General features: G+C 64.0%; 24 protein-coding genes and 1 riboswitch. Of the genes, 8 read left to right on the forward strand and 16 right to left on the reverse strand.

The window, feature by feature from the left end:
* Window positions 1-62: 62 nt before the first annotated feature.
* Genes nadC through ACODSZ_RS02430 form a run of 3 tightly spaced genes read right to left on the reverse strand, consistent with a single transcriptional unit; the run spans window position 63 to window position 3740 of the window.
* Window positions 63-968: a carboxylating nicotinate-nucleotide diphosphorylase gene (gene nadC, locus ACODSZ_RS02420; RefSeq protein WP_175343520.1), complete on the reverse strand. Its 906-nt coding sequence runs from the start codon at window positions 966-968 to the stop codon at window positions 63-65.
* The gene (nadA, locus tag ACODSZ_RS02425) at window positions 965-2104 is read right to left on the reverse strand and encodes a quinolinate synthase NadA (protein ID WP_175343519.1); all 1140 of its coding nucleotides are present in this window, start codon (window positions 2102-2104) and stop codon (window positions 965-967) included. The genes nadC and nadA overlap by 4 nt, the downstream gene beginning before the upstream one ends.
* Window positions 2105-2141: 37 nt before the next feature.
* Complete coding sequence (locus tag ACODSZ_RS02430) at window positions 2142-3740, reverse strand: ABC-F family ATPase (RefSeq protein ID WP_175343518.1); 1599 nt, start codon at window positions 3738-3740, stop codon at window positions 2142-2144.
* 244 nt (window positions 3741-3984) lie between these two features.
* Between ACODSZ_RS02430 and ACODSZ_RS02435 the strand changes: the two genes are divergently transcribed.
* Window positions 3985-4563, forward strand: a complete 579-nt coding sequence (locus ACODSZ_RS02435) for a DUF1439 domain-containing protein (RefSeq protein WP_488926968.1) — start codon at window positions 3985-3987, stop codon at window positions 4561-4563.
* A 48-nt stretch (window positions 4564-4611) separates the two neighbouring features.
* Here the strand turns inward: ACODSZ_RS02435 and ldcA are convergent, their stop codons facing one another.
* The 4 genes from ldcA to queE form a co-directional block, all read right to left on the reverse strand.
* On the reverse strand, window positions 4612-5622 hold the full coding sequence (ldcA, locus tag ACODSZ_RS02440; RefSeq protein WP_488926969.1) for a muramoyltetrapeptide carboxypeptidase: 1011 nt from the start codon (window positions 5620-5622) through the stop codon (window positions 4612-4614).
* Window positions 5619-6176 carry a tRNA adenosine(34) deaminase TadA gene (tadA, locus tag ACODSZ_RS02445; RefSeq protein WP_175343578.1) on the reverse strand — a complete coding sequence of 186 codons (558 nt, stop codon included), beginning with the start codon at window positions 6174-6176 and terminating at the stop codon, window positions 5619-5621. Before tadA ends, ldcA begins: the two co-directional genes overlap by 4 nt.
* Complete coding sequence (gene queD / locus ACODSZ_RS02450; protein WP_034332336.1) at window positions 6176-6622, reverse strand: 6-carboxytetrahydropterin synthase QueD; 447 nt, start codon at window positions 6620-6622, stop codon at window positions 6176-6178. The genes tadA and queD overlap by 1 nt, the downstream gene beginning before the upstream one ends.
* Before the next feature lie 106 nt (window positions 6623-6728).
* Complete coding sequence (queE, locus tag ACODSZ_RS02455) at window positions 6729-7364, reverse strand: 7-carboxy-7-deazaguanine synthase (RefSeq protein WP_175343515.1); 636 nt, start codon at window positions 7362-7364, stop codon at window positions 6729-6731.
* Between the two features lie 266 nt (window positions 7365-7630).
* Between queE and ACODSZ_RS02460 the strand changes: the two genes are divergently transcribed.
* From ACODSZ_RS02460 to ACODSZ_RS02475, 4 genes are all read left to right on the forward strand, one after another.
* Window positions 7631-8005: a cupin domain-containing protein gene (locus ACODSZ_RS02460; protein ID WP_008329124.1), complete on the forward strand. Its 375-nt coding sequence runs from the start codon at window positions 7631-7633 to the stop codon at window positions 8003-8005.
* A 28-nt stretch (window positions 8006-8033) separates the two neighbouring features.
* Window positions 8034-8858, forward strand: a complete 825-nt coding sequence (locus ACODSZ_RS02465; RefSeq protein ID WP_081486055.1) for a tetratricopeptide repeat protein — start codon at window positions 8034-8036, stop codon at window positions 8856-8858.
* Between the two features lie 66 nt (window positions 8859-8924).
* Window positions 8925-8998: riboswitch (Fluoride riboswitch) on the forward strand.
* Window positions 8999-9087: 89 nt separating this feature from the next.
* Complete coding sequence (locus ACODSZ_RS02470; protein ID WP_034350366.1) at window positions 9088-10404, forward strand: voltage-gated chloride channel family protein; 1317 nt, start codon at window positions 9088-9090, stop codon at window positions 10402-10404.
* 368 nt (window positions 10405-10772) lie between these two features.
* Window positions 10773-11642: a PCC domain-containing protein gene (locus ACODSZ_RS02475; protein ID WP_488926970.1), complete on the forward strand. Its 870-nt coding sequence runs from the start codon at window positions 10773-10775 to the stop codon at window positions 11640-11642.
* A gap of 50 nt (window positions 11643-11692) precedes the next feature.
* On the opposite strand, the gene ACODSZ_RS02480 is transcribed toward ACODSZ_RS02475, so the two are convergent.
* From ACODSZ_RS02480 to ACODSZ_RS02500, 5 genes are read right to left on the reverse strand one after another with little or no spacing between them, the layout of a single operon-like run.
* Window positions 11693-12061, reverse strand: a complete 369-nt coding sequence (locus ACODSZ_RS02480; protein ID WP_008329138.1) for a response regulator — start codon at window positions 12059-12061, stop codon at window positions 11693-11695.
* Between the two features lie 58 nt (window positions 12062-12119).
* A complete protein-coding gene (locus ACODSZ_RS02485; protein ID WP_175343511.1) occupies window positions 12120-13073 on the reverse strand; it encodes a chemotaxis protein CheX in 954 nt (317 codons plus the stop codon).
* Window positions 13074-13104: 31 nt separating this feature from the next.
* A complete protein-coding gene (locus ACODSZ_RS02490) occupies window positions 13105-13713 on the reverse strand; it encodes a hypothetical protein (RefSeq protein ID WP_488926971.1) in 609 nt (202 codons plus the stop codon).
* Entirely contained in the window at window positions 13710-14435 is a 726-nt protein-coding gene (locus ACODSZ_RS02495) for a methyl-accepting chemotaxis protein (protein ID WP_488926972.1), read from the reverse strand. Before ACODSZ_RS02495 ends, ACODSZ_RS02490 begins: the two co-directional genes overlap by 4 nt.
* A 52-nt stretch (window positions 14436-14487) precedes the next feature.
* On the reverse strand, window positions 14488-16914 hold the full coding sequence (locus ACODSZ_RS02500; RefSeq protein ID WP_488926973.1) for an ATP-binding protein: 2427 nt from the start codon (window positions 16912-16914) through the stop codon (window positions 14488-14490).
* Window positions 16915-17251: 337 nt separating this feature from the next.
* On the opposite strand from ACODSZ_RS02500, the gene ACODSZ_RS02505 reads away from it, so the two are divergent.
* Window positions 17252-19561: a VTT domain-containing protein gene (locus tag ACODSZ_RS02505; RefSeq protein WP_488926974.1), complete on the forward strand. Its 2310-nt coding sequence runs from the start codon at window positions 17252-17254 to the stop codon at window positions 19559-19561.
* Window positions 19561-20358: an endonuclease/exonuclease/phosphatase family protein gene (locus tag ACODSZ_RS02510; protein WP_488926975.1), complete on the forward strand. Its 798-nt coding sequence runs from the start codon at window positions 19561-19563 to the stop codon at window positions 20356-20358. Before ACODSZ_RS02505 ends, ACODSZ_RS02510 begins: the two co-directional genes overlap by 1 nt.
* An 8-nt stretch (window positions 20359-20366) precedes the next feature.
* Here the strand turns inward: ACODSZ_RS02510 and ACODSZ_RS02515 are convergent, their stop codons facing one another.
* The 4 genes from ACODSZ_RS02515 to ACODSZ_RS02530 all read right to left on the reverse strand — a co-directional run bounded on the left by ACODSZ_RS02515 (window position 20367) and on the right by ACODSZ_RS02530 (window position 24014).
* A complete protein-coding gene (locus ACODSZ_RS02515) occupies window positions 20367-20705 on the reverse strand; it encodes a hypothetical protein (protein ID WP_237713545.1) in 339 nt (112 codons plus the stop codon).
* A gap of 418 nt (window positions 20706-21123) precedes the next feature.
* On the reverse strand, window positions 21124-21774 hold the full coding sequence (locus tag ACODSZ_RS02520) for a TetR/AcrR family transcriptional regulator (protein WP_217509863.1): 651 nt from the start codon (window positions 21772-21774) through the stop codon (window positions 21124-21126).
* A gap of 106 nt (window positions 21775-21880) precedes the next feature.
* The gene (gene lepB / locus ACODSZ_RS02525; RefSeq protein WP_175343505.1) at window positions 21881-22576 is read right to left on the reverse strand and encodes a signal peptidase I; all 696 of its coding nucleotides are present in this window, start codon (window positions 22574-22576) and stop codon (window positions 21881-21883) included.
* A 49-nt stretch (window positions 22577-22625) separates the two neighbouring features.
* Entirely contained in the window at window positions 22626-24014 is a 1389-nt protein-coding gene (locus tag ACODSZ_RS02530) for a CoA transferase (protein ID WP_488926976.1), read from the reverse strand.
* Window positions 24015-24329: 315 nt separating this feature from the next.
* On the opposite strand from ACODSZ_RS02530, the gene ACODSZ_RS02535 reads away from it, so the two are divergent.
* Window positions 24330-25790 (forward strand): efflux transporter outer membrane subunit, encoded by a 1461-nt coding sequence (locus tag ACODSZ_RS02535; RefSeq protein ID WP_488926977.1) that lies wholly within the window; start codon window positions 24330-24332, stop codon window positions 25788-25790.
* Window positions 25791-25818: the final 28 nt, after the last annotated feature.

A 25818-nucleotide genomic window follows, 5' to 3' on the forward strand; every position in this document is an offset into this window, starting at 1 on the left:
CTGCACTTGATGGCGCAGGAAAATGAAGCCTGGCGCAGGCTCGCAGCGCCAGGCGAGCGCAATCAGCCGATCACGCGCAGAGAGAAATCGGTCGCCTGGATATCCTTGGTCAGGCTGCCGATGGAGATCCTGTCCACGCCAGTCTCGGCAATGGCGCGCACGGTCTGCATGTTGATGCCGCCGGAGGCCTCCAGCAGCGCCCGACCGGCATTGACGGTGACGGCCTCGCGCATCATCTCCAGCGAGAAGTTGTCCAGCAGGATGGACTCGGCCCCCGCCTGCAAGGCTTCGTCGAGCTCGGCAATGCTCTCCACCTCGACCTGGATGCTCACTCCGGCGTTGAGCTTCAGCGCGGCCGCTACGGCAGCGGTGATGCCACCGGCTGCGGCGATGTGGTTTTCCTTGATGAGGATGCCGTCATACAGCGCCAGGCGCTGATTTTCTCCACCGCCGACGCGGACCGCGTACTTCTGTGCCAGGCGCAGCCCGGGCAAGGTCTTGCGGGTATCGAGGATGGCCGCCCGGGTGCCCTGCACCACCTCCACGTAGCGCCGGGTTGCCGTGGCCACACCGGAAAGCAGTTGCAGGAAATTGAGCGCGCCACGTTCGGCCGTCAGCAAGGCGCGCGCCGGCCCTTCGATGCGGCACACTTCGCTGTCAGCGGCCATCAGCTCGCCTTCGGCATAGGCCCAACTCACCTGCAGACGCGGATCGAGCCGGGTCATGACGGCTTCGAACCAGGGTGCGCCGCATAGCACCGCGGCTTCGCGCACGATCACGCGGGCTTTCACGAATTCGTTTTCGGGCACCAGCAAGCCGGTGTAATCGCAATCACCCACATCTTCGGCGATGGCCTGGTTGACATTGGCATCGAAGGCCGCATGCAGCGCGGCATCGAAAGGCCCGAAGGGATTGCGCAGGTTGCTGGCCGCAATCGTCGAGGCAGTCTTGAGAGCGTGGAGAGTCATGCGGGGCCGATTCCTGCAAACAGTTGCTGTTCGTCTTCAAGGCGCGCCGAGGGGCGAACCTTGGCCTTGCGCCGGGCAGCGAAGTCCAGCATGCGGTCGATGCAGAGCACGGCTTTTTTACCTACTGCAGGATCGACATGGATCTCGTTGGCACCGGTCTCCAGCACGTGCAGCAGATTCTGCAAACCGTTCATGGCCATCCACGGGCAATGCGCGCAGCTCTTGCAGGTAGCGCTGTTGCCCGCCGTCGGGGCATCGATGAAACGCTTGCCGGGCGCCGCCAGGCGCATCTTGTGCAGGATGCCGTTGTCGGTGGCGACGATGAAGGCCGGCGCGTCGGAGGACTGCACGGCGGCGATCAACTGGGAGGTCGAGCCAATCACGTCGGCCTGCGCCACCACGGCTTCGGGCGATTCCGGGTGCACCAGCACCAGAGCATCCGGATGCTCGGCGCGCATCAGTTCCAGCTCCACGCCCTTGAATTCGTCATGCACCAGGCAGGAACCCTGCCACAGCAGCATGTCGGCGCCGGTCTGTTTCTGGATGTAGCTACCCAGGTGCTTGTCCGGTGCCCACAGGATCTTCTTGCCCTGCGCATGCAGGTGCTGGACGATTTCCAGGCCGATGCCGGAGGTCACCATCCAGTCGGCGCGCGCCTTCACCGCTGCGCTGGTGTTGGCGTAGACCACCACGGTGCGGTCCGGATGCTGGTCGCAGAAAGCGGCGAATTCATCCGCCGGGCAACCCAGGTCCAGTGAACAGGTCGCGTCCAGGTCGGGCATGAGGATGCGCTTTTCGGGGCTCAGGATCTTGGCCGTCTCGCCCATGAAGCGCACGCCGGCCACCACCAGGGTCCGGGCGGCGTGGTCACGGCCGAAACGCGCCATTTCCAGCGAATCGGAGACGCAGCCGCCGGTTTCCTCGGCCAGGTCCTGCAGGTCACCATCGACGTAGTAGTGCGCCACCAGCACCGCCTGCTTCTCCTTGAGCAGCTGGCGGATGCGCGCTTTCAATTGCGCGCGTTCCTCGGGGCTGGGCGTGGCCGGTACCTTGGCCCACGCATTGGCGGTACAACTGCCGCCGGTCTCCATTTGCGGTCGCTCGAACTCGACGACCTTGGTTGCTGTTGCTTGCATGGCGGTCAACAATACGGTGCTGATGCGGTTGGGGAAATTATTCGATACCCTGGCTGGCCAGGTAGTCTTCGTAGCTGCCCTGGAAGTCGATCACCTGCCCATCCTTGACTTCAAGGATGCGCGTGGCCAGCGAGGACACGAATTCACGGTCGTGCGAGACGAAGATGAGCGTGCCGGCGTACTTTTCCAGCGCGATGTTGAGCGACTCGATGGATTCCATATCCATGTGGTTGGTCGGTTCATCCATCAGCAGCACGTTGTGGCGGCCCAGCATCAGCTTGCCGTACATCATGCGGCCCTTCTCGCCACCGGAGAGCACCTTCACCGACTTCTTCACGTCGTCGCCGGAGAACAGCAGACGGCCCAGGATACCGCGCACGGCCTGATCATCGTCGCCTTCCTGGGTCCACTTGCCCATCCAGTCAGTCAGGGTCTCGCCACCGGCGAATTCCTCGGTCGGATCCTGCGGCATGTAGCCGACATTGGCGTTCTCGGCCCACTTCACCTCGCCCGAATCGGGATGCAGTCCGGTAACGTCGCCGCCGATGCTGCGCAGCAGGGTGGTTTTACCCGCGCCGTTGGCACCGATGATGGCGATCTTCTCGCCGGCTTCAACCATGATGCTGAAGTTCTTGAAGATGTCACGATCATAGGTCTTGGTGATGCCCTGAGTTTCCACGGCCAGGCGGTGCAGTTTCTTCTCGCCCTCGAAGCGCACGAACGGGTTCACGCGGGAAGACGGCTTGATGTCCTCCACCTTGATCTTGTCGATCTGCTTGGCGCGCGAGGTTGCCTGGCGGGCCTTGGACTTGTTGGCCGAGAAGCGGCGCACGAAGTCCTGCAGTTCGGCCACCTTTTCCTTGGCCTTGGCATTGGCGGCCAGTTGCTGGGCGCGCGCTTGCGAAGACGCCAGCATGTAGTCGTCGTAATTGCCCGGATAGATCTTCAGGGTGCCGTAATCCATGTCGGCCATGTGGGTGCAGACCTGGTTGAGGAAGTGGCGATCGTGGGAAATGATGATCATGGTGGAATTGCGCTCGTTGAGCACTTCTTCCAGCCAGCGGATGGTATTGATGTCCAGGTTGTTGGTCGGTTCGTCCAGCAGCAGGATGTCCGGGTTGGAGAACAGGGCCTGCGCCAGCAACACGCGCAGCTTCCAGCCGGGTGCGACATTGCTCATCGGGCCATTGTGCTGCTCGATGGGCACGCCCACGCCCAGCAGCAGCTCGCCGGCACGCGCTTCGGCGGTGTAGCCGTCGTATTCGGCGAACTTGGCTTCCAGATCGGCGGCCTTCATGTAGTCGTCGTCGGTGGCATCCGGATTGGCGTAGATGGCATCGCGCTCGGACATCGCGGCCCACATCTCGACGTGGCCCATCATGACCACGTCCAGCACGCGCATTTCTTCATACGCAAACTGGTCCTGGCGCAATTTGCCCAGGCGCTCGTTCACGTCCAGGCTGACGTTGCCGGCCGACGGCTCCAGGTCGCCGCCCAGAATCTTCATGAAGGTGGATTTGCCGCAGCCATTGGCGCCGATCAGGCCGTAGCGATTGCCATCGCCGAACTTGACGGAAATGTTCTCGAACAACGGCTTGGCGCCGAACTGCATGGTGATGTTTGCGGTGGATAGCACTGCGAAAACCTTTTCAAAAATGTAACTTGCGTGCGCCGACCAAAGCCAAAGGGGCGGCGCGCGAAACCGGACATTTTACCACTGCAAGCCTGTGGCGGCTTGCGTTGCGGGCCGGGGTGGCGGCCAAAACTTGCTGAAATGCTATGTTTCTGCGCTTGCCGACCGGCACCGGCTTACAATTGCCCGGGATTTTTTGCCCGTCACGGGCGCTCTGATTCACTTTGCCACTCTGGAAACAGCAAGCATGAAGCAAGCCCTCATTTCCGCAGCCGCCGTCCTGGCCTTGTCTACGCTGGTCTTTGCGCCGGTATCGGCGCACGCTGCCGATACCGGCTACAACATCTGGACCAGCGAATACACCGTCTCCAAGCAGCAGCTGCAAAGCGCCATTGCGCCGCAATTTCCGCGCAAGCTGCGCTACATGGACATCTTCGATGTCACCCTGAGCAACCCGCGCCTGGGCATGTTGCCGGCACAAAATCGCATGGAGACCGTGGTCGACGCCCAGATCGCCAATCCCCTGCTGCTGCAGCGCCCGGTCAACGCGGTGCTGACCCTGAGCAGCGCCTTCAAGTACGATCCGTCCACACGCACGCTGCGTCTGGACGGCCCGAAGGTGGACAAGGTCGACAGCACTGACTTGCCGCCGCAATATGCGCAGCAGTTGACGGCCCTGGGCAATGCCGCCGCCGACCAGTTCCTGCGCGACTATGCGCTCTACACCTTCAAGCCGGAACAGTTGCAGATGAACGGCAAGACCTTCGAGCCGGGCAAGATCACCGTCGAACAGGACGCGGTCAAGGTCGACATCAAGGAAAAGTGAGCTTTCCTTCCGTCGCGCCGAAGGCTGCCCGCGCGTCCGCCGGGCACCTCAACGGCGGGCCAGCGTCGGATAATCCGACAAGGTCAAGGTGAAGCCTTCTGCACCGCGGGCATCCAGTACCGCATGCGCGCCCAGCGGCAGCGTCACCAGGTCGCGCACATGACCGAACGGCAGGCCGGTCACGATGGGAGTGGCGATGCGCCCGCGCAGGTAGGCCAGCATTTCGCCGAAATCGTAGCCGTTGTCGATCTCGGCGAGCCGGTAGGCGGAGAAATCACCCAGCAGGATGGCCTTCTGCCGACCGAGCACGCCGGCCTGCTCCAGCTGCAGGATCATGCGCTCCACCCGGAAAGGATGTTCATTCACATCCTCAAGGAACAGAATTCCACCCTCGAGGGACGGGAACTGCGGATGGCCCACCATATGCGCCACCATTGCCAGATTGCCGCCCCACAGCTTGCCCGCACACTGCACGACCGGGCTCAAGGGATCGGTACGGCGATCACCATTGGGCGCCCGGTCCGCACCGTCCTGCCCGTCATAGTTGCGCACCACCACTTGCGCTGAGCTCAGGGTACGCCACAGCGTCGCCAGCGCGCCCCAGTTGGGCGACTCCGCACCGAAGTCCCCGCACAGCATCGGCCCCTGGAAACCGGCGTGACCGGATTGCGCCAACAGGCAACACTGCAGGGCCGTGAAATCGCTATAGCCCACCAGCAGCTTGCCGCAGGCCGCCAGCGCGCCAATATCCAGCGCCGGCAGGATACGGCTCATGCCATAGGAGCCGCGCAGGCCCAGGATGATGTCGATGTCCGGATCGGCCGCCGCCTCCATCAGTTGCGCAGCGCGCCGTTCATCGCTGGCGCCGAAGCGCTGGTAACGCCGGGCGTGGTCGTAGAAGTTGCGTACCCGGCAGCCCAGCGACTCCAGCAAGGCCACGCCACGCTGTACGCCGGTCGGATCAAGCCCGGCATGACCGCAGGGGGCGACGACGGCCACCCCGGTGCCCGGTGGCACCAGTTCTTCCAGCAATTCGCGACCAGCAGAGGCAGTCTTCATGCGTGTTCACCTGATGTGGGGGCATCGCCTTGCGCGGCGGCTTCCTGCAGCCGTTGCTGCTTCACCTGTTCGCGTCGCATGGCGAAGAATTCTTTCAATAACTGACCGCATTGCTCGGCCATCACGCCGCCCAGCAGCTCGGTATGATGGTTCAGCTTCTCCTGTTCGAACAGGTTCACCACCGAGCCGCAGGCGCCGGTCTTGGGATCGGCCGCACCATAGACCACGCGGGCCAGACGCGCGTGCATCATGGCGCCGGAACACATCACGCAGGGCTCCAGCGTCACGTAGAGTTCACAGCCAGGCAGACGATAATTGCCCAGCTTTTCGGCTGCGCGACGCAGCGCCATGATCTCGGCATGCGCGGTCGGATCGTGCTTGCCGATGGGCTGGTTGAAGCCGCTGGCGATGACCACCCCGTCCTTGACCACCACCGCGCCCACCGGCACCTCGCCCAGCGCCCAGGCATGGTTGGCCTGGTCGAGCGCAGCGCGCATGTGGCGCAGGTCGGCCTCCGTGATGACCGCTGGCAAGGGGCTGCTGGCGCCGTCCATCAATCCGCCGTGATCTCGGCCCAGCAATTGGGCGTTTCGTGCAGCACCAGTTTTTGCAGATGCAGGCCGGTGCCGTAGCGGTCCTTATAGGCCGCCTTGAGGATGGCGAAGGCTTCGCGGGCCAGGTTTTCCACCGTCGGGATGCTGCCGATGATGACCGTCTTGTGGCCCGGCAGGCTGGCCAGGAAGTCGCGCACCGGCGCATCCTTTTCATAGACCAGGAAGGCATGGTCCCAGACGTCGACCAGATGCTCCTTGGCCAGAGCCTTGATGTCGGAAAAATCCATGATCATGCCATTGTCGGAATTGCCCTCGATGTCGATGACCGCGCCGGTCAGAGTGATTTCCAGCGTATAGCGGTGGCCATGCAGGTTGCGGCACTGGCTCTTGTGGTCCGGAATGCGGTGGCCGGCGTCGAATTCGAGTTTGCGGGTAATGGTCAGCATGAATGTTTCTTCGAGGATGCCGGCCGCACAAGCCGTGCAGCGGGCGGGGTAAAGCCATTGTAATCATGCGGCGCGCAGCCGCATGAAGAAAAAAGCAAAAAATCGCTCAGGGAATATTGAGCAGCTTGTGGGTCTGGATGCTCAGCTTCCACTTCGGGTTGTTCTTGACCATCTCGATGGCCAGGCGGGTATTGGCCGCCGCCTGCGGGCCATCCATGGGTTGCAGCAGGAAATGTCGGAAGTCCAGTTGTTCATACTCGTCCAGCGGCTGTCCGGCTTGCGGCACCACCACCTTCAGTTCGCTGCCCTGCCTGACCTTCAATTCCGCGCCCATCTTCGGACTGACGCAGATCCAGTCCACCCCCGGTGGTACCTCGATGGTGCCATTGGTCTCGATGGCGATCTCGAAGCCGACCGCGTGCATCGCCTCGATCAGGGCCGCATCCAGTTGCAGCAGCGGCTCGCCCCCGGTGAAGACGACGTATTTGCTGGCGGCATGGCGGGCCGGCCAGAAGCTGTTGATCCGGTCGGCCAGTTCGCTGGCCGACTTGAACTTGCCGCCATTCTCGCCATCGGTGCCGACGAAATCGGTGTCGCAGAACTGGCAGATGGCGCGGGCGCGATCTTCCTCGCGACCGGTCCACAGGTTGCAGCCGGAAAAACGGCAGAACACCGCCGGACGACCGGCATGCGCCCCCTCGCCTTGCAAGGTATAGAAGATTTCTTTGATACTGTAAGTCACGATAGGAAAGACGAAAGGCAGGCGCGGGGCCGCACGGGGATGAATGTACACGACACGGCCAGGGCATCATCAAATAGGACCGTCCTGCATCGGCAGGCGTGACCAAGTGACTGGTGACTGATATAGCAGCCCATTTTTCCGCGTCAGGGGAGTCATTATAGCGGTTCCCCGGACCGATTCAGCGCCTTGATCCTCATCGGCCACGCGTCTGCTGCTGTTACACTGCTGACCTCATCGTCGACCCTTTACCGCCACGCCTGCCGATCATGTCCGCCACACCCGCCATCACCCAGTTTCGCCTTGCCGCGCCCACGCCCGAATACGACCATCCCCGCGAAGACCGCCGACTGGAGGGCAATCCCCTGCGCACCACCTGGAATTACTTCACCAGCGCCAGCGGCCAGATGAACGCCGGCGTCTGGGCCTGCGAAAAAGGCAGCTGGCGTATCGCCTTCGCCCCCGACAAGGATGAATATTTCTGCGTGCTGGAGGGCCGCTGCCGCGTCATCGATGAGCAGGGCAAGGTTGCCGAGGCGGGCCCGGGGGATGCCATGGTGATCCCGGCCGGCTTCAAGGGTGTCTTTGAGGTGGTCGAGCCGGTCCGCAAGCATTACGTCATTGTTGAACGCGCCGCTGGCTGACGCCTTCCGGCCACTGCCCAGCGCTCCCATGCCAGCCCCGTCGCCCAGTCCGGACCAGCTATTGGCTGGCGCCCTGCAGCACTACAATGCCGGGCATTTTGCGCAAGCCGAGCAGGCCAGCCATGCCGTGCTGGCGCTGGCCCCCCAACATCCTGCGGCGCATCAGCTGCTGGCCATGCTGGCGCTGAACCGTCAAGCGCTGGCACAGGCGCGCCAACATATCCTGCTGAGCCTGGCGCCGCGCCCGCAGCATGTCCCCTCGTTGCTCATCGCCGGGAGAATTGCGCTGGCCAACGCCGATCCGGAAGGCGCCGTAGCTTGTTTCGAGGCGGCGGCGCACCATCAGCCCGATCTGAGCCAGGCCCATTTCCATCTCGGCACCAGCCTGTCGGCCCTGGGCCGTCATGCGCAAGCGGCCACGGCCCTGCGCCAGGCCGTGGCGCTGGCACCGCAGGCGATGGAAGCCGTCCTCAACCTGGGCAGTGCGCTGCGCGAACTGGGAGACCTGGCCGCCGCGCGCACCGCCTTCACCCAAGCGTGCCGCCTGCGCGCGGACCTGGCCGAACCCTGGTTCAACCTGGGACTGACCCTGCAGGATCTGCAGGAGACGGCCGCCGCCGTCGAGGCCTTCGCCCGGGCGCTGCAATTGCGCCCCGACTATGCCGATGCCGCCCTCAACCTGGGCGTGGCCCTGCAGGAAGTCCATCGCATGGACGAGGCCCTGCAAGCCTTCCGCACAGCGCTCAGGCTGCAACCGCAATGGTTCGGACGCATCGCCCACGCCCTCACGGCCGGCACCAGCGGCCGCCTCTGGCTGCACATGCGTGACCTGGAAGCGGCCTTGCGGGCATGATTACCGCCACACCATGTCGGTAACAAGCAACGTACCGTTGCCGATGAGCTGCAAAATTGCTACTATCGCCGCCAAGGAGATGGCATTCCTCCTCCAACCGCCACCAACTTCATGTTGGGGCTGATGATGCCTACAGTGACCTGGCAATCCGGGGCTGTAGGCGTTCGCCTTTCTGCTTCGCGCGCTCCACGCTCCGTGTGCCAGGATGTTCATTCAGCACTCTGGTTACATGAAAAATCAAAATATCCCCGAACAGCTGCACCTGCTGCCTTACATTCTCAAATGGTGTCTGATTGCCTGCCTGATCGCGGTACTGGCCGGATCGGCCTCGGCCTTCTTCCTCTTCGCGCTGGACTATGCCACCCAATGGCGGGAAGCCCATCCATGGATCATCTGGCTGCTGCCGCTGGGCGGCTTTGCCGTGGGCTGGCTGTATCTGCATACCGGCAAGCCGGTGGAAGCTGGCAACAACCTGCTCATCGATGAGATCCACGATCCGCGCAAGGTGATCCCGCTGCGGATGGCGCCGCTGGTGCTGTTTGGCACCGTGATGTCGCATCTTTTCGGCGCCTCGGTGGGCCGCGAGGGGACGGCCGTACAAATGGGAGGCGCGCTGGCCGACCAGCTCACGCACCTGCTGCGCCTGCGCACCCAGGACCGGCGCATTCTCTTGATGGCCGGCATCAGCGCCGGCTTTGCCTCGGTGTTTGGCACCCCCATGGCAGGCGCGCTCTTCGGGCTGGAAGTGCTGGCCATCGGCCGCATGCGCTATGACGCCATCCTGCCCTGCTTCGTCGCTGCCATCGCGGCCGACCAGGTCGGCCTGGCCTGGGGGGTGCATCATACGCACTACCTCATGAGCGGCAGTGCGCCTGTCGCGCTCTGGAGCGTGGCAGCGGTGATCGCGGCGGGCGTGGTCTTCGGGCTGGCGGGGATGGTGTTTGCCAACAGCACACACCGCCTGTCGGCCTTCATGAAGCGTCATGTCAGCTATGCGCCGCTGCGGCCTTTCATCGGCGGCGCGGTGGTCGCGGTGGCGGTCTGGGCGATCGGCACACATCGTTATATTGGTCTGGGTATCCCGGTGATCGTGGAAGCCTTCCAGCATCCGCTGGCCCCTTGGGACTTTCTGGGCAAGCTGGTCTTTACGGTGACCTCGCTGGGCAGCGGCTTCAAGGGTGGCGAAGTCACACCACTCTTCTACATCGGCGCGACCTTGGGCAATGCCATGGCGCCGCTGCTGCATCTGCCGTTCTCGATGCTGGCGGGAATCGGTTTCGTGGCGGTCTTTGCGGGAGCGGCCAACACGCCGATTGCCTCCACCATCATGGCCATCGAACTGTTCGGTCCGGAGATCGGACCGTTTGCGGCGCTGGCTTGCGTGGTGGCATACCTGTTTTCAGGGCATACCGGGATCTATCATGCGCAGCGGGTGGGACAAGGCAAGTATCTGCGGCTGCCGGAGGGCTTGAAGATCGGGGAGATCGGGGCTTATCGGGCGCGCCGCCGGGCGGAGAGCGAGCAGGAGAGCGTTGCCGAGCAGTGAGCCTGGACCAGGACCGACATCCGGTCTTGTGAGAGAGGATGTCGGCGCCAGAACTGTACAGTAAAGTGTACTGGGACTGTAATGGCCCCGGCTACGATCCGTACTGCTGCTCGAAGCTGATGTGTACGGACGGTGTCAGGGTAAATGCCGATTTCCCGTGCGTTCCCTTTCAGAGGTGCAACTGTTCCAGGCTGCAAATCTCGTCAAACAATCGTCCGCATTATTTGATCAAGACTTTTCCGTCATGCCGGAAGATTAAAAACATTCACCCGCATGCTTGCATCGAACGCGCGATAATCCTTGCTCCCGATATGCCCAGACGGCCCGCCAAAGCCGCACCGCCCGCAGCCAGCTGACCAGGAGACCCCATGCCAGTCGTCGCACCATCCTTCGCCCGCACCGTCCGTCATCCCGGCACGCCCGACCCGCAGCGCATCGTCGCGCTGGCGGGTCCGGCGATGCAGCTTGATTTCACCCTCGAAGCCGGCCTCAACCTGCGGGACGCCATCTGCATTCCCCTGGCGCGCGCAGGCCTGGAGGGCGGCACCGTGCGCTTTGCCAACCTGCCGATTGCCGCCCTGCACTTCCTCATGCCCGCGCTGGCGGTGGATGACCAGCATGCCGCCTTCTACAGTGCACCGCATGCCATGGAGGAAGGCACGCTCATCGAATACGCCTGCGCCACCGTGGGCCGCAAGGACGGCGAGCCCTTCGTGCATTGTCACGCCGTCTGGCGCGGCCGCAACGGCCAGCGCCAGGGCGGACATCTGATGATGGAAAAGACCATGGTCGCGACCAGTACACCGGCGCAAGCCTGGGGACTGCACGACGCCACCATGGCGACCCGTTACGACCCTGAAACCAATTTCACCCTGTTCTACCCCACCCGCCTCAGCGACCGGCCCACTGCGAGCAGCGGCAAACGCGTCGTGCTGGCGCGCATCCGCCCGGACCAGGACCTGACCATCGCCGTCGAACGCGCCTGTGCAGCACATGGCATCGACCATGCCATCGTGCGCGGCAGCGTGGGCAGCATCATCGGCGCCGAATTCGCGGATGGACGGGTATTGGAGGACCGCGCCACCGAAATCCTGATCCGCTCGGGCGAAGTTCGCGAGGGCCGCGGGCAGCTGGATATCGGGCTCATCAATCCACAAGGCGAGGTCTGTGAGGGTGTGCTCGCACGCGGTCGCAATCCGGTCCTGATCTGCTTCGAATTGGTGCTGGAAGAAAAATGAAGCCGGCCCCTTGCGGCAGGGAGCCGGCTTGATCGCCCGCCAGGCAAGGCTTAGACGCCCACCAGCTTCTTGAAGGTCGGCAATACTGCCTCCCCCTTGAAGGGCTTGACGATCCAGCCCTTGATGCCGGCCGCCTTGCCGCGCTCCTTCATGATGGGCGAATTCTCGGTGGTCAGCATGATGATGTTCACGCTGGCATTGCCCAGTTCGCTGCGGATCTTCTCGGCCATGGTCAGCCCATCCATGTTGGGCATGTTCACGTCGGATACCACCAGCTTGATGGCCGGGTCGCCCTTGAGCTTGGCCAGGCCATCGCGGCCGTCCACGGCCAGGGCGACGTCCAGGCCATTCTTCTTGAGGAAGTCACCGACTTCGGCGCGCACGGTGCTCGAATCGTCCACTACCAGGATTTGTGCCATCTTGAATGCTCTCTTTGCTTTGGGGGGGGAAGGTAAATCAGTGCCGGGCAGCCCGGTTTCAGAACAGTTCCAGTTCGCCGGATTCGAACAGTTCCTCGACAGAGGTCTGGTTCTCGGTGAAATCCTCCGGCGACCAAGACAGGTTGAAGATGAAGCGCTGCAACAGCACCAGCGGCGCACCGTCATCACGACGCAGCAGATACTTGAAGCACAGTTGCGCATCCTCGGAACCGAAGGAAATGTAACGATGCTGATGATTGATGATGATCGGCACCTGGCTCAACTGATGGATGGGCGGGGCCTGGTTGATGAAGCGGTTCTTGAACCAGCCCCAGATCAGATTGGTCAGTTCGCCCAGCGCATTGTTGAGATGGCGGAAATCACCCGACTCCTCCGGGGCCAGTGCCTGCAACGTCTTCTGTTCAGCCTGCAGCATCATGTAGCCACGGCACCAGCTGCTCTCCAGCGGGATGAGCGTGAACACCTCGCCGAAGATGATGCGGTCGCGCACCAGGTAAGGCTGTTCGATCTCCACCTGCTTGCCGGGGAACTGGCTCTCCAGCACCATGCGACTGATCTCGGCAATGCCCCGCACCAGCGCGTTGGGATAGCGTTGGCTGAAGATGGACGAGGCCACCGCCGGTGCCAGCGCATCGATATCCTCGATGCGGTAGACGGCACTGAAGAGTTCGCTGTCGCGATCGGACAAGTCGCTATCCGCGCTCTCGCGGCGACGGCGCAGGAAGATCGGCAGTTCCGGACGTACCTCGCGAATGCGACGGGCCAGACCCGACACCGTGCCGCCCAGTCCGGCCAGACTTTCCGAGAGCATGATGCCGCCCAGATCGACGTTGCTGCGCAGGACCGCCATCACGTGTTCCTCATGGGCCTTCAGGCCCACCAGATTGTGGCGATCACAAAAGGATTTGATGGTGTCGTAGCAATCGGCGTCACGATCGAGCACCAGAATCTTGCTGGTGACGGCGTCGTCAAGACTGGCAGTGGTTTCCATGGTGATGAGATTCCCCCGAATCGTTGATGGGTCAGAACAGTTCCAGTTCGCCCGTGGCATCGCCCGCTTCGCCCGCTGCCACGGCAAAGTCCAGCCGGTCGTAGGCGCAGACCGCAAGCGAGACATGCAGGCGCGGCGCCTCGGGCAGGTCGATGGCGAAATGCCGTACGTGCGCACAGTTCAGTTTTTGCAGATAAGCCACACACCGGGTATCAATCACATTGGGCGTGGACATGCCCAGGTGCGGAAAATAACGCCCCAGCTCGCGGTTGAAGATGCCGCAGCAAAGATTGCCGCATTCGGCGATGGCATCCAGCAGGGCCTGATCGTCCATCTCGCTGGCGGCGGCTCGCGTGAGCCGCGCAAAATGCGCACGGGTGCCGGCGTCGGGCCTGAAGTGGAACATCACCATCAGGCGGAACAGGTAAGACGAGATGGTCAGCACCACCATCTTCTGATCGGTGAGATCGGCCGCATCCTCGCTCACCGAGATCTCCGCGCTGGTGTCCGCAGGTATCAGGCTGCTGCGCAGCGCCTGCAGCAGCAGGCTATCGAAGCCGTCTCGGGCGCTGGCACTGATGCGTTCGTCGCCCACCACCTCGGCCACCGCCTGCAATTCGTCCATGTCGTTGGCGCTCATGCGGCTTCAGCCAGGGCCTGGCGGGTCTTCTTGTTGATCAGGTCCAGGCCGATGACGGCGCCCATGATCATCTTGCCGCCGGCCTGCAGGTCCTGGAAGGTGGTGGTGGTGATCAGGTCGTTCTGGTACAGGTTGGCGCGATAGCTCTTGGAAAGTTTCTCGGCACGCTGCGCCAGATCACGCACTTCCTGTGCCACCACGGCAAAGCCACGACCATGCACCCCGGCGCGCGCCGCCTCGATGGAGGCATTGAGGGCCACGATGATGACCTGGTTCACGATCAGGGCGAACTCGTCGTTCTTGCGGTGCATCTCGCGATTGTGAGCGATCAGTTCGTTCATGTCGTCGTGCCAGCGCTCGAAGGTGCGCACCAGGCCCAGCAGCTTGCTGATGGTGTCTTGCGATTCGTCGCAGCTCTGGCGCACGCGTGAGACATGGTCGGACTGCGCGCTGGACAGGCGGGCCAGCATGGCCTCGCTCTCGCGGCGCATCGCGGCCATGTGCTCCTGGGCCGCCAGACGATCCTGCTCCAGCTGCTGCTGATGTGCGGCCCATTGCTGCTGTTGCTCGGCCAGGGTGGCCTGGGCCTGGTCGCGCACCTGTTCGAGCTGGCCGGCATCGATGAGCTGGCGCGCACGGCGTTTCTGGCGCAACCACAGCCCGGCCAGCGGCAGACCGGCCAGCACGGCGCCCAGCGCCACCAGGAGAAGAGAATGCAACATGGATCGGTTTTCCTGCTGTTTTGATGATGGTCCGTGATCGCAGCCCGGAAGCTCAGGCCACCTGCTCGTCGCCGCCCTGCGGCAGCACGACCGGTGCGGCCACGTCCTGCCCCGCCATGGGGTAAGGGACATCGATGCCGTCGACTTCCACCGCCACGTTCTCGGGCAGCATGACGATGATCTGGAAGGTGCGGAAGGCTGCGCCTTCCTCGGTATCCATGAAACGGATCTCGATCCTGCCGTGTTCGCGGGTCACGAAGTCCAACACCGCATCCATGCCCACGCCGCGTCCCGAGACCTCGGTCACTTCGCTGCGGGTGGAGAAGCCCGGTTGCAGGATCAGCCGTGCAATCTCGGCATCGGTGAGCACCTGGTCCACCGTGATGAGCTGCTTCTCGATGCCGATCTGCCGCACCTTGTGCAGCGCCAGTCCGCGACCATCGTCGGACAGGGCCATCTGGAACATGTCGTCCATCACGCCCATCTCCAGCTTGATGGTGCCGGCCTCCGGCTTGCCCTTGGCCAGGCGTTCTTCACCGGTCTCCAGGCCATGATCGACCGCATTGCGGATCAGGTGCATGAAGACGTTCTGCAGCAGCGGCGAGGCGAAGCTGTGGACCACGTAGCCGTTGTCATCGATCAGCACGACCGGAGCCGCCTTGCCGAGATCCTCCGCCAGGGCCGGCAGCGAATCGATGACCGGAGCCAGGATTTCCTCGATGGTCTCGGTACCGAGCAGGCGCAGGGTGCGGCGCACATCGTTGCGCACGGCCACCAGTTCATGCAGGTTGGCGGTATTGACGTTTTCCAGACGCAGCAGGCTGTCCTGGATATGCTTGCGGTCGATGGTCAGGACATGGCGCGCATAACCCGGCAGCACTGCTTCCACACCCGCAGCCGCACCACGACCCAGGGTCACGTCGTTGATACGGGCGTAACGGTCGATGATCTCGCGCACCTGCGCCAGTTGCAGCAGCAGCGCTTCCTGACTCCAGACAGCGCCGCTGTCGGCGTGGCGCAGGTCGTCGTAGTGTTGCTCGGTCTGGTGAACGACGTTGGCCAGGTGCAGCAGGCCATAGGTACGACCGTTGCCCTTGATGGTGTGCATGTTGCGGAACAGTTTGGCGATGGCAAAGGCGGTGGCTTCCGGGTTCTGGTGGACGATCTGCTCGTTCTCGTCCAGGAAGCGGCGCGCGCTGCCGATGAAGTCGGCAAACTTGGCCGGCGCGACGGCGAGGATTTCGCCGATCATTTCCAGTTCGCGCTTCTGCTCGTTGGCTTCGGCAGCCAGCTGGCGCAGCTCGGTCACGTCGCGTACGCACAGCATCAGGCGAATCACCCTGTCCTCTTCATCGGTGATGGGCGACCAGGACAGATCGAGGATCTTCACGCTGCCATCGGCCATGGTCTTTTCGATTTCGCCGACCATGAGGTGTTCGTTGAAGGTGAAATTCATCAGGTCTTCACCGATGCAGGCACCACCGATGGCTTCGATCTGCGAGAGGGTGTCGGCGCCCAGGTTGGTGTTGGAGAAGACCAGCTCCATCACGTCGCGGCCTGCGATGTCGGTGGTCTCGAAGACGGTTTCGAGGAAGGCGGAATACTCCGGATGCACCTTGTTGCCGTCCACGATGGTCAGAATGCCCTGCGGGATGTTCTGCAGCATGGCCTGCATGTCGGCAGTCTTCTGGCGCACCTGGGCCGAGGCTAGTTCGATCTTCTCGACCATGCCGTTGAAGGCAACGATGGAGTGCCCCACTTCATCCATGCGCTGTACCGGCAGGCGACGGGTAAAGTCCTGGCTGGTGGCGATCTCGCCCATCATGGCCGCCATGCGGCTGATCGGCCCGGTGATCTGGCGATACAGCAGGAAGCCCAGGCCACCCAGCAGCAACACCGCCACCACGGTGACGATGCTGATGGTGGTAGTGGTCTGCGCCAGCTTGTCGTTCAACGAGGCGATCGCATTGTCCTTGAAACGGTTCTTCTCGATGCGCAGGGTGTTGACGATGCCTTCCAGCTCGGTCTGGTACTGCATCACGCCGCCGAAGAACTGCGCCTGGGCGATCTCGTTCTTGCCGGCCAGCTTGAACTTGGCGGTGGTATCAATGGCGCCGAAGTAATTGTCCAGACTCTCCCTGGCCTGCTCGATCAAGCCGTGCTGGGCCACGCCCTGAGCCTGTCGGGTCTGGGCTGCCAGGGCCTTCTCCAGCACCGCCTTCTTCTCGGCCAGCTTGTCGTTTTCCTGGGCCACCAGCTGCTTGTCGGTCTCGTTGACCATCACCATCGCGGCCAGCTGCACATCCTTCAACTGGCCCATCAGGTCGGCCGACGCCAGCACGCTGGGCATGACGCCTTCCGTGACCGAGCGTACCTCGAGGGCGCTGCTGCGGGACTGCATCATGGCATAGCCGCCAATACCGGCGATAGCAACGAAGGTAAGTATCACCAAAAGCGTGATACGCATGCGGATGGTCATGGAATTCCCCTTGAGGTGGCGGTGAACCGGTGAAGTTTGATCATTTGCTTCAGTTTCTTCCCTGGAAACTGAACGAATGAACAGCCGGTCTGGATGCGGGGCGCATTGTTGCACTCAAGTATTACTGCTGCGTGACAACAAAAATTCACATCTTCGTCACTATCGGGAAACTCGCATTTGATCACCGACGGGCGCGGCGCGACAGCATCTTCCTACATCAGCTTGGGGGGCTGTCCGATGGGCGGCGATGCAGGAAGATTCTAAGGTGAAGCTTTTTGCGGCACCGTGCGCGTCGTCGTGCCGCCCTCACGCTTTCCCTATGGAGGAGCAGCACACCATGAGCGACAAGATCCCTACTGCCCTGGACCGCTCGCCGGCCGGGCTGCTGCAACCCGGCCGCAATTGCTGGCGGCTGGCGCACGCGGACCGGTTCAAGCTGCTCATCGATGCGGCCGATTATTTCCGTACCTTGCGCCTGGCCTTGCTCAATGCGCGGCACAGCGTCTACATCCTGGGCTGGGACATCGACAGCCGCACCGTGCTGGTCCCCGGTGTCACCGATGACGGCTTGCCGCCGCAGCTGGGCGACCTGCTGCACGCACTGGTGGAACGCCAGCCGGATCTGCACATCCATGTGCTGAACTGGGACTACGCCATGCTCTACGCGCTCGAACGCGAATGGATGATGGCCCGCAAGCCCGGCCGTGCGCGCAACAAGCGCCTGCACTTCCGCACTGACGCGCGTCATCCGGTGGGAGCGTCGCATCACCAGAAGATCGTGGTGATCGACGACAGGCTGGCCTTCGTGGGCGGACTGGACCTGACGCGCTGCCGCTGGGATACCCCCGAGCACTTGCCCGAGAACCCGCTGCGGCGCGATCCCGATGACAAGCCCTACGCTCCCTTCCATGATGTCCAGGCCATGGCCGATGGCGATGTCGCCCGCGCCCTGGGTGAACTGGCGCGCCGACGCTGGGCCCTGGCCGGCTATGCCGAGCGGCGCACGTCCTGGTCAACGGTGCCGACCCTGCCTGCCGACGATCCATGGCCACACGGTGTCGAGCCCGATCTGTGCGACCTGCAGATCGGCATCTCCCGTACCGAACCGGCCTATGAGGACCGCCCGGGCGTCTTCGAAATCCGTGAGCTGTATCTGGATGCCATCGCGGGAGCACGGCATCACCTCTTCTTTGAAAACCAGTATTTCACCTCGAACGTGCTGTCCGAAGCCATCGGCGCACGCCTGCGCGAACCCCAAGGCCCGGAAGTGGCCGTGATCTCGCCCCAGACCCAGAGCGGCTGGCTGGAGCAGGCCACCATGGGCGCGCTGCGGGCGCGCATCCACCACCGCCTCAAGACGGCACTGGAAAACCAGGGCGAGCATGCAGCCGCCCGCTACCAGATGTATTGCCCGCACTTGCCCGGACTGGAGGATGGCTGCTGCCTCAATGTGCACAGCAAGGTCTTTGCCATGGATGACCGCCTGTTCTCGGTGGGTTCGGCCAACATGAGCAATCGCTCCATGGCCTTCGATACCGAATGCAGCCTCACTATCGAGGTACAGGGCGATGCCGCCAAAGAGGAGCAGATCCGCACCGCCATCGCCCTCATGCGCAATCGTCTGCTGGCCGAACATCTGGGCTGCTCAGTGCAGGACGTGCGGACCGCCATGCAGCAGGAGCACGGCCTGCACGCCGCGATTGCAAGGTTGCGCCAGGCCGGCCGGCGTGAGCTGCGGCCGATGGATCCGCGCCTGATTCCCGAACTGGACGCCTTGACCCAGGACAACGCCGTCTTCGATCCCGAGCGCCCTGTCAGCCCCGATGAGATCGTCGATGCCTATGTGCCGCGCAGTGCCAGGAAGCCGGTGCCGCGCCGGATGATCGGCCTGGGCGTGCTGGCGGTGGCGCTGGTGATCTTTGCGCTGGCCTGGCGCTTCACCCCGCTGCGCGAATGGATCAACCTGAGCGCGCTCATTGCGCTGGCGCGCAGCGTCGACCAGATGCCCTTCACGCCGGCCATCGTGATTGCCGCTTTCGTGGTGGCGGGCATGCTGATGGTGCCGATTACCGTCCTGATCGCCGTGGCGGGGGTGGTGTTCGGCCCCGTCAATGGCGGCCTTTATGCCACCGCGGGTGTGGGCCTGAGCGCTCTGCTGGGCTTCGGACTCGGCCACTGGCTGGGCCACGATGCCCTGCGTGACATGCTGGGGCCGCGCATCAACAAGCTCAGCCGCCGCTTTGCCCAGCGCGGCATCGCCGCCATGGCCGTGGTGCGACTGCTGCCGATTGCCCCGTTCACCGTGGTCAACGTGGTGGCGGGAGCATCTCATCTGGGCTTGCGAGATTACCTGCTGGGCACCTTGATCGGAATGGCGCCGGGCATCGTCCTGACGGTGGTCTTTTCGCACAATCTGGCTGAAGCGATCCGTCATCCCAGTGTGCAGACAGTGCTGATCCTGGTCGGCGTGACTGCCGCCTTGATGCTCATGGCCTTTGGCCTGCAGAAGCTGCTCAAGCCGCGCGCGGCAAGACCGTCGAACACCTCCGCAAGGGCGGCGCGCCGCAGTGCGCCGCCGCCATCGACCAGCGATGACGGCATCGCCCGCGTCAATGCCGAGCATGGCGTGGAGGCAAGGCAGGCCTGATGACGACCGGCACCCTGTCCCATCGTGAGCCGGACCACTCTGCGCCGTCTGCGCCGCACGCCGATACCGAGCTTGTCCTCACGGCGGATATGCCGCTGCGCGAGCGCGATCCCTGGCCGCTGACCGTGGCGACCTACAACATCCACGGTGCCGTCGGTACCGATGGCGTCTTCGCGCCGCAACGCATCGCCGGGGTGCTCAAGGAAATCCGGGCCGATGTGGTGGCCCTGCAGGAGGTACCGCTGGGAGGCCGCTCGCAGCCGGATGTGCTGGCGCTGCTGCGCGAAGAGACCGGTTTCCATGCGGTCGAGGGCCCCACCCTGCAAAGCGCCGAGCGCCGTTACGGCAATGCCGTCCTGAGCCGCTACCCCATCCTGGCCAAGGAGAGCATCGACCTTTCCTTCGGCAGTCGCGAACCACGCGGGGCGCTGGATGCCGATATCGACTGCCACGGGCACATGCTGCGGGTGATCGCCACCCATCTGGGCTTGAAGCCTGCCGAGCGGCGCGCCCAGATCAAACGACTGCTGCGGGCCTTCGATACCGACCAGGCACCGGTGATCCTGATGGGCGATGTCAATGAATGGTTCATGTGGGGGCGCGCGCTGCGCTGGCTGGTGTCGCACTTCGAAGCCGCTCCGGCACCGCCCACCTTCCCCTCGCGCTGGCCGCTGTTGGCGCTGGACCGCATCTGGATCAGTCCGCGCCAGCGCCTGCTGCAGGTGCAGGTGCATCGCACCGCACTGGCACGGGTGGCGTCCGATCATCTGCCGCTGGTGGCGCACATCGACGGTTGATTCAGTTCTCAGCCAGGGTTGCGCTTGCCGTTCCACAGCTTGACCGCCAGCGCGATCCAGATCAGCAGGAACAGCATGTTGCCCGGCAACCAGATCATCTGGGTCCAGACATAATCCCGCACCCACATCGATATCGCCTGGCGGCAGTCGCAGACCTGATCGGCATAGAACAATTCGCCACCGTTGCGCGCGGCCGCGAACTGCAACCAGAGAAATCCCAGCAACAGCGGAATGCCGACAAAGCCGGTCAGGCACCAGCGCCGCATCGTGCGATAGCGGCGACAGCGTAGTTTTCCCTGCCCGGAGGCGTCACCGCCCCGGCATGGCTGCATTGCGTTGCTGTGCATGTTTCCCCCTTGCACTGGCATATCTTGCATGTGTGGTCTGCCCCTGGGTTGCCACCGCGCCGTCATGACGACGCCCAAATGCGCTGCGGCAACCATGTGCCGGCCTCCCGAGGCGGGAAGCCGGCGATGTCTGTTCGGATCAACGTAGACTGGTCAAGCGCCGGCCTGCACCGGCGCATGGAAAGCAACAGGACGCCCGGCATGCAGGCGGCTCGCATTTCCCGTGGGCTGTCCTCCGCACCCTCTGCGGAGGAAGAGATGGATTTTTATCGTCGTGTGGCGCCGTCTGCTGGCGCTTCCAGCGTCTCCCGGCTGCCCGGAATCGCTGATTTTTGACGCAAAAGTTCACTTACCCAGAACCAATACGATACGTTTCGTCTCGGATTCTAGGTGCAATCAGGGGACTGCTCAACAAAATTTACGCTTGTTGGCTCGAAATTTTACTAGACGTCAAAAGGGGTTGGGACAGCGCGATGCTGCCCAGGACCAGCTTCAGTTGGGACTGAATCTGGCGCTCGTCGATGTCGGCACTGCCGGTCAGGAGGCGCTGCAGTACGGGGGCATACAGCAGGTCGAAGACCAGGTTGAGGTCGGCATCCTCCCGGAACTCGCCGCGTTGGGCACCACGGCGCAGTACATTGACCAGCGCCAGGCGGCGCGGCTCCAGGTAGTTGTCATTGAAAATGCGGCGGCTTTCCGGCTCGAACTGGGCCAGGGCAATCATCTCGCGCACCACCCGGCCGGACTTGCCGCGCAACAGTTGGGACAGTTGCAGCATGTGCTGTTCGATGTCGTCGCGGGTCGAACCGCTGTCGCCCAGCGCGGGCAGGGGTTCCACCGCACGCAGCAGGGCTTCCATGGCCAGCGCGCTCTTGTTGGGCCACCAGCGATAAATGGTGGCTTTGCCCACGCCGGCGCGCGCCGCCACTCCTTCCAGGGAGAGCTTGTCGAAACCGATCTCCTCGAGCATCACATAAGTGGCATCGAGGATGGCGTCATGACTGACGGCATTCCTGCGGCGACCGGTGGCCGGATCGGAGATGAAGGTGAGAGAAATGATGTGCTCCAGATGACAAAGGCATGTTTTCCGTCACTGGTAACGGCATGCTTTTGGACAACTTGAGCGATTGACAGCAAAAAAATGAAGATTATTGTGACAAAAAATCGCCGAAATCTCACTGCGGTCGGGTCACGGCATCCAGGCGAAGAGCGAAGCGATCCGGGCGCGGCTTGAAGAAGTGGTCGGCATCCAGGGAAAAGGCGATGCGACGGGTACGCCCCATCAGCTCGCTGCGGGCAAAGAAACCGAAGTAGCGGGAATCCATGCTGTTGTCGCGATTGTCGCCCAGCATCATGTAGTGATCGGCCGGCACCACCACCGGGCCGAAGCTGCTGTGCAGGCTGGGATGCGCTGCGGACAGACGTACCAGGTGGTTCATGCCATCGATCTCTTCATCGCGATAGCGCGCCTGGTCGATGCCGTCACCGCTTTCGGGAGGGGCGTGGGCCGGACCGTAGCTGGCGGCCCGGCCATTGATGAAGAGCACGTTGTCGCGCAGTTCCACCACGTCACCAGGCAGGCCAACGATACGCTTGAGCAGCAATTCGCCGGCCTGCCGCGAATCGATGGTGACGATGTCGCCGCGTCGCGGCTCGCCCAGGCGCCACAGACTGATATGGGTCAGCGGCAGGCGCAGGTCGTAGGCCAGTTTGTCGACCAGGATGCGGTCCCCTACCATCACGGTCGGCAGCATGGAACCGCTGGGTACCACGTTGTAGTCGGCGATGGCACTGCGAAACACCACCATCAGCGCGATGAAGGCCAGCAGGCCCTTGTTGCCTGCCACCAGTTCCTTGAGCGTGGATGTCATGATGCCGCCTGCCTGCCCCGTATTCACAAGGCCATCATGTTAAACGAAATCAGAGCCACTCAGGCCGCGCCGAACGCAAGGGCGAGGCCGGATGATCCCAGGCCATCTCGGCCTGGCCCACGCTGAGCGGCGCGCGCAGGCGCCGGGCCGGGCCCCAGACGGTCTGTTCCAGATGCGGATGCAGGTCGACTGGCGTTTCCGGTGCCAGTCCGGCCAGCCCCGAGGCGGCGGGATGGTCGGCCAGCAACTGCGCGGTGCGCGCCAGCGACAAGCGGTATTGGCTGCCTTCACCGGCAATCCGGCGCAGCGTCAGACCGCGTACGGCGGCGGCGGCCATCAGATAGCCGGTGGCGTGATCCAGGGCCTGTACCGGCAGCGGCACGGGCTTGTCGCTGGCGGCGGCGCGCATGCCAGCCTCGGCAATGCCGCTGCTCATCTGCACCAGGCTGTCGAAACCGCGCCGCTGCGCCCACGGACCACTCCAGCCGTAGGCGTTCAAGGCCACGTCCACCAGAGCGGGGTTGAGCTCGCGCCGACGCTGCACGCCCAGGCCCAGGCGTTCCAGTGCATCGGCGCGATAGCCATGTACCAGCACGTCCGCCCCGCGCAACAGATCCTCCAGGCAAGCCAGATCGGCACGCTGGCGCAGATCGAGCCCGGCACAGCGCTTGCCCAGGGTCATCTCGGGGACCAGCCCGGGCTCCTCCCAGAAGGCCGGGTCGATGCGCAACACCTGGGCCCCGAAACCGGCCAGCCAGCGCGTGGCCGTCGGCCCGGCCAGCACCCGCGTCAGATCCAGTACCCGCACTCCCGCCAGGGGTCGCCGTGGATCGATGGAACCCGATGGCTGCGCGGCGGCCTCGACGCCTTGCCGTGCAACCAGCGCTTCTGCGGCGACGGCCGCACCTTGCGCATGGGTCGCCCACTGCGCCTGGCTGCGCATTTCAGCCGCGCAACCTCCCTGTGCTACCACCGCAGTTTCCAGTTCGCCCGCCTTCCAGCGCGCGACGGCCTGCCCCACTTCCTCGCGCGTGGCCTGCCGGGCGTCCAGCCCCAGCGCGGCCAGTGCCGCCGCACGATGATGGCTGGCGTTGGTGTGCAGGCGTATCCAGCCATCGGCGGCGCGATAGTCCCCCGCCACCGCATCCCACAAGGGCGGCGGCGCCCAACCCTGCGGGCGCAGGCTGCCACTGAACCACATCGCCGCCAGGCGGCGGTCACAGACCACCTCCGCAGGCGCGGCACCGTCGCTCTGGACCAGTCCGGCCAGGGCCAGCCCGGCGGCGGCCACCGAGGCCTGGGCCAGATCGGAGGTCGCAAACACCGAGGGCAAGTCACCCTGGCCGCTCAGGCGCACGGCGGCGAGTGCATCGGGCGCGCCGTCCAGCGCGCTCCAGATCGTGCGGAGCATGGCGTGGGCAATGGAGTATGTGGTCATGGATATCCTCGAAAAGTGCTCAGCAATCCCGGCAGGATATCAGGGCCAGGGGCGCGGCCTGCACCGGTGTGCGCCCTGGCTGACAAAATTGTCATCTTGATGTCAGCCTCGCGTTGAGTGTCAACGCTTACATTGTCGCCGTAAGCCGAGGTCGGCCTTGGGCGCTGAGGGGTGCCGCCAGGCCGGCCGGTCCTTCATCCGCAAGCCATCATCGTGAGCCCTATGGTCGTCCCGTTTTGCCGCGTCGCAGCCAGCGCCCGTCTTCGTCATTTCACTCATCCTCCACAACACTTCGCCTTCCGCGCCAAGAAGGCAATGACGGTACTGGTGCTGGCTGCGCTCCTGGGCGGCTGCGCGGTCGGACCCGACTATGTGCGCCCGGCCATCGACCTGCCCGCGGCCTACAAGGAACAGGGCCCCTGGAAAGTCGCCGCCCCGCGCCAGGTCGATGATCGCCAGCGCTGGTGGGAAGCCTATGGCGACCCCGTCCTCGATGAGCTGGTCAGTCAGGCCAACGCCGCCAACCAGACCATCCAGCAGGCTGCGGCCCAGTATCGCCAGGCCCAGGCCACGGCTGCGGCGGCGCGGGCCAGCCTGTGGCCGACCATCGGTGCGCAGGCCGGGGCCACGCGCGCACAGACCAATACCAACGGAGTACAACGCCTGGGCGACAGCTATACCGTGGGCTTGAACGCCTCGTGGGAGGCCGACCTCTGGGGCCGCATCCGCCGTGGCGCCGAGGCCGGTGACGCCGGCGCCGAAGCCAGTGCCGCCAGCCTCGCGGCTGCCCGCCTGGCAATTCAGGCGACCCTGGTGCAAAACTACCTGCAACTGCGCGTGACCGACCTGCAGAAAGACTTGTATCGCCGCACCGTGGCGGCCTATACACGCTCCCTGCAACTGACCACGCATCAGTACGAAGCCGGTACCGCCCTGCGCTCCGACGTCGCCCAGGCCGACACACAACTGCGCGCTGCCCAAGCCCAATGGATCGATCTGGACGCCACCCGCAACCAGCTGGAACACGCCATCGCCATGCTCATCGGCAAGGCCCCGGCCGCCTTCAGCCTGGCACCGCTGCCGCCCGCCGCGGCCAGCGACCGCAGCATGGATGCCAACGCCCTGCACCTGCAAGCCAGCCTGCCGCAGATCCCGGCAGGACTGCCCTCGGACCTGCTGGAACGCCGTCCCGACATCGCCAATGCCGAACGCCTGGCCGCCGCCGCCAATGCCAACATCGGCGTGGCGCGTGCAGCCTACTTCCCGACCCTGACCCTGTCGACCAGCGGGGGCTACAACAGCGCTTCCCTGGCCGATCTGTTCAATACCCCGGGCCGCGTCTGGTCGCTGGGCGCAGCGCTGGCCGAGACCCTCTTCGATGGCGGCGCACGCAGTGCCCGCAACGATGCCGCTGTCGCCGCCTATGACGCCGCCGCTGCGCAATACAAGCAGACGGTCCTGGCCGCTCTGCAGGACGTGGAAGACAACCTCTCCACCTTGCGTGTGCTGGACCAGGAAAGCGCGGCCCAGGCCCAGGCGGTGCAATCGGCGCAGTTGGCCGAACGGCTGGCCATGAGCCAGTACCAGGCCGGCACCGTCACCTACCTGTCGGTCGTGACCACCCAGGCCACGTCCCTGAGCAATCAGCGCAGTGCCGTCACCCTGCTGGGCCGCCAGCTGGTGGCCAGCGTCGCGCTGATCAAGGCGACCGGCGGCGGCTGGCAGGTCGGACAGCCCGCTGCCGCCAGCGTGCCGGTACCGATGGCGGCGCGCTGACGGGCGTGCTGCATCTTCCCAATCCCAT

This window comes from Herbaspirillum sp. FG34 (assembly GCF_057809315.1).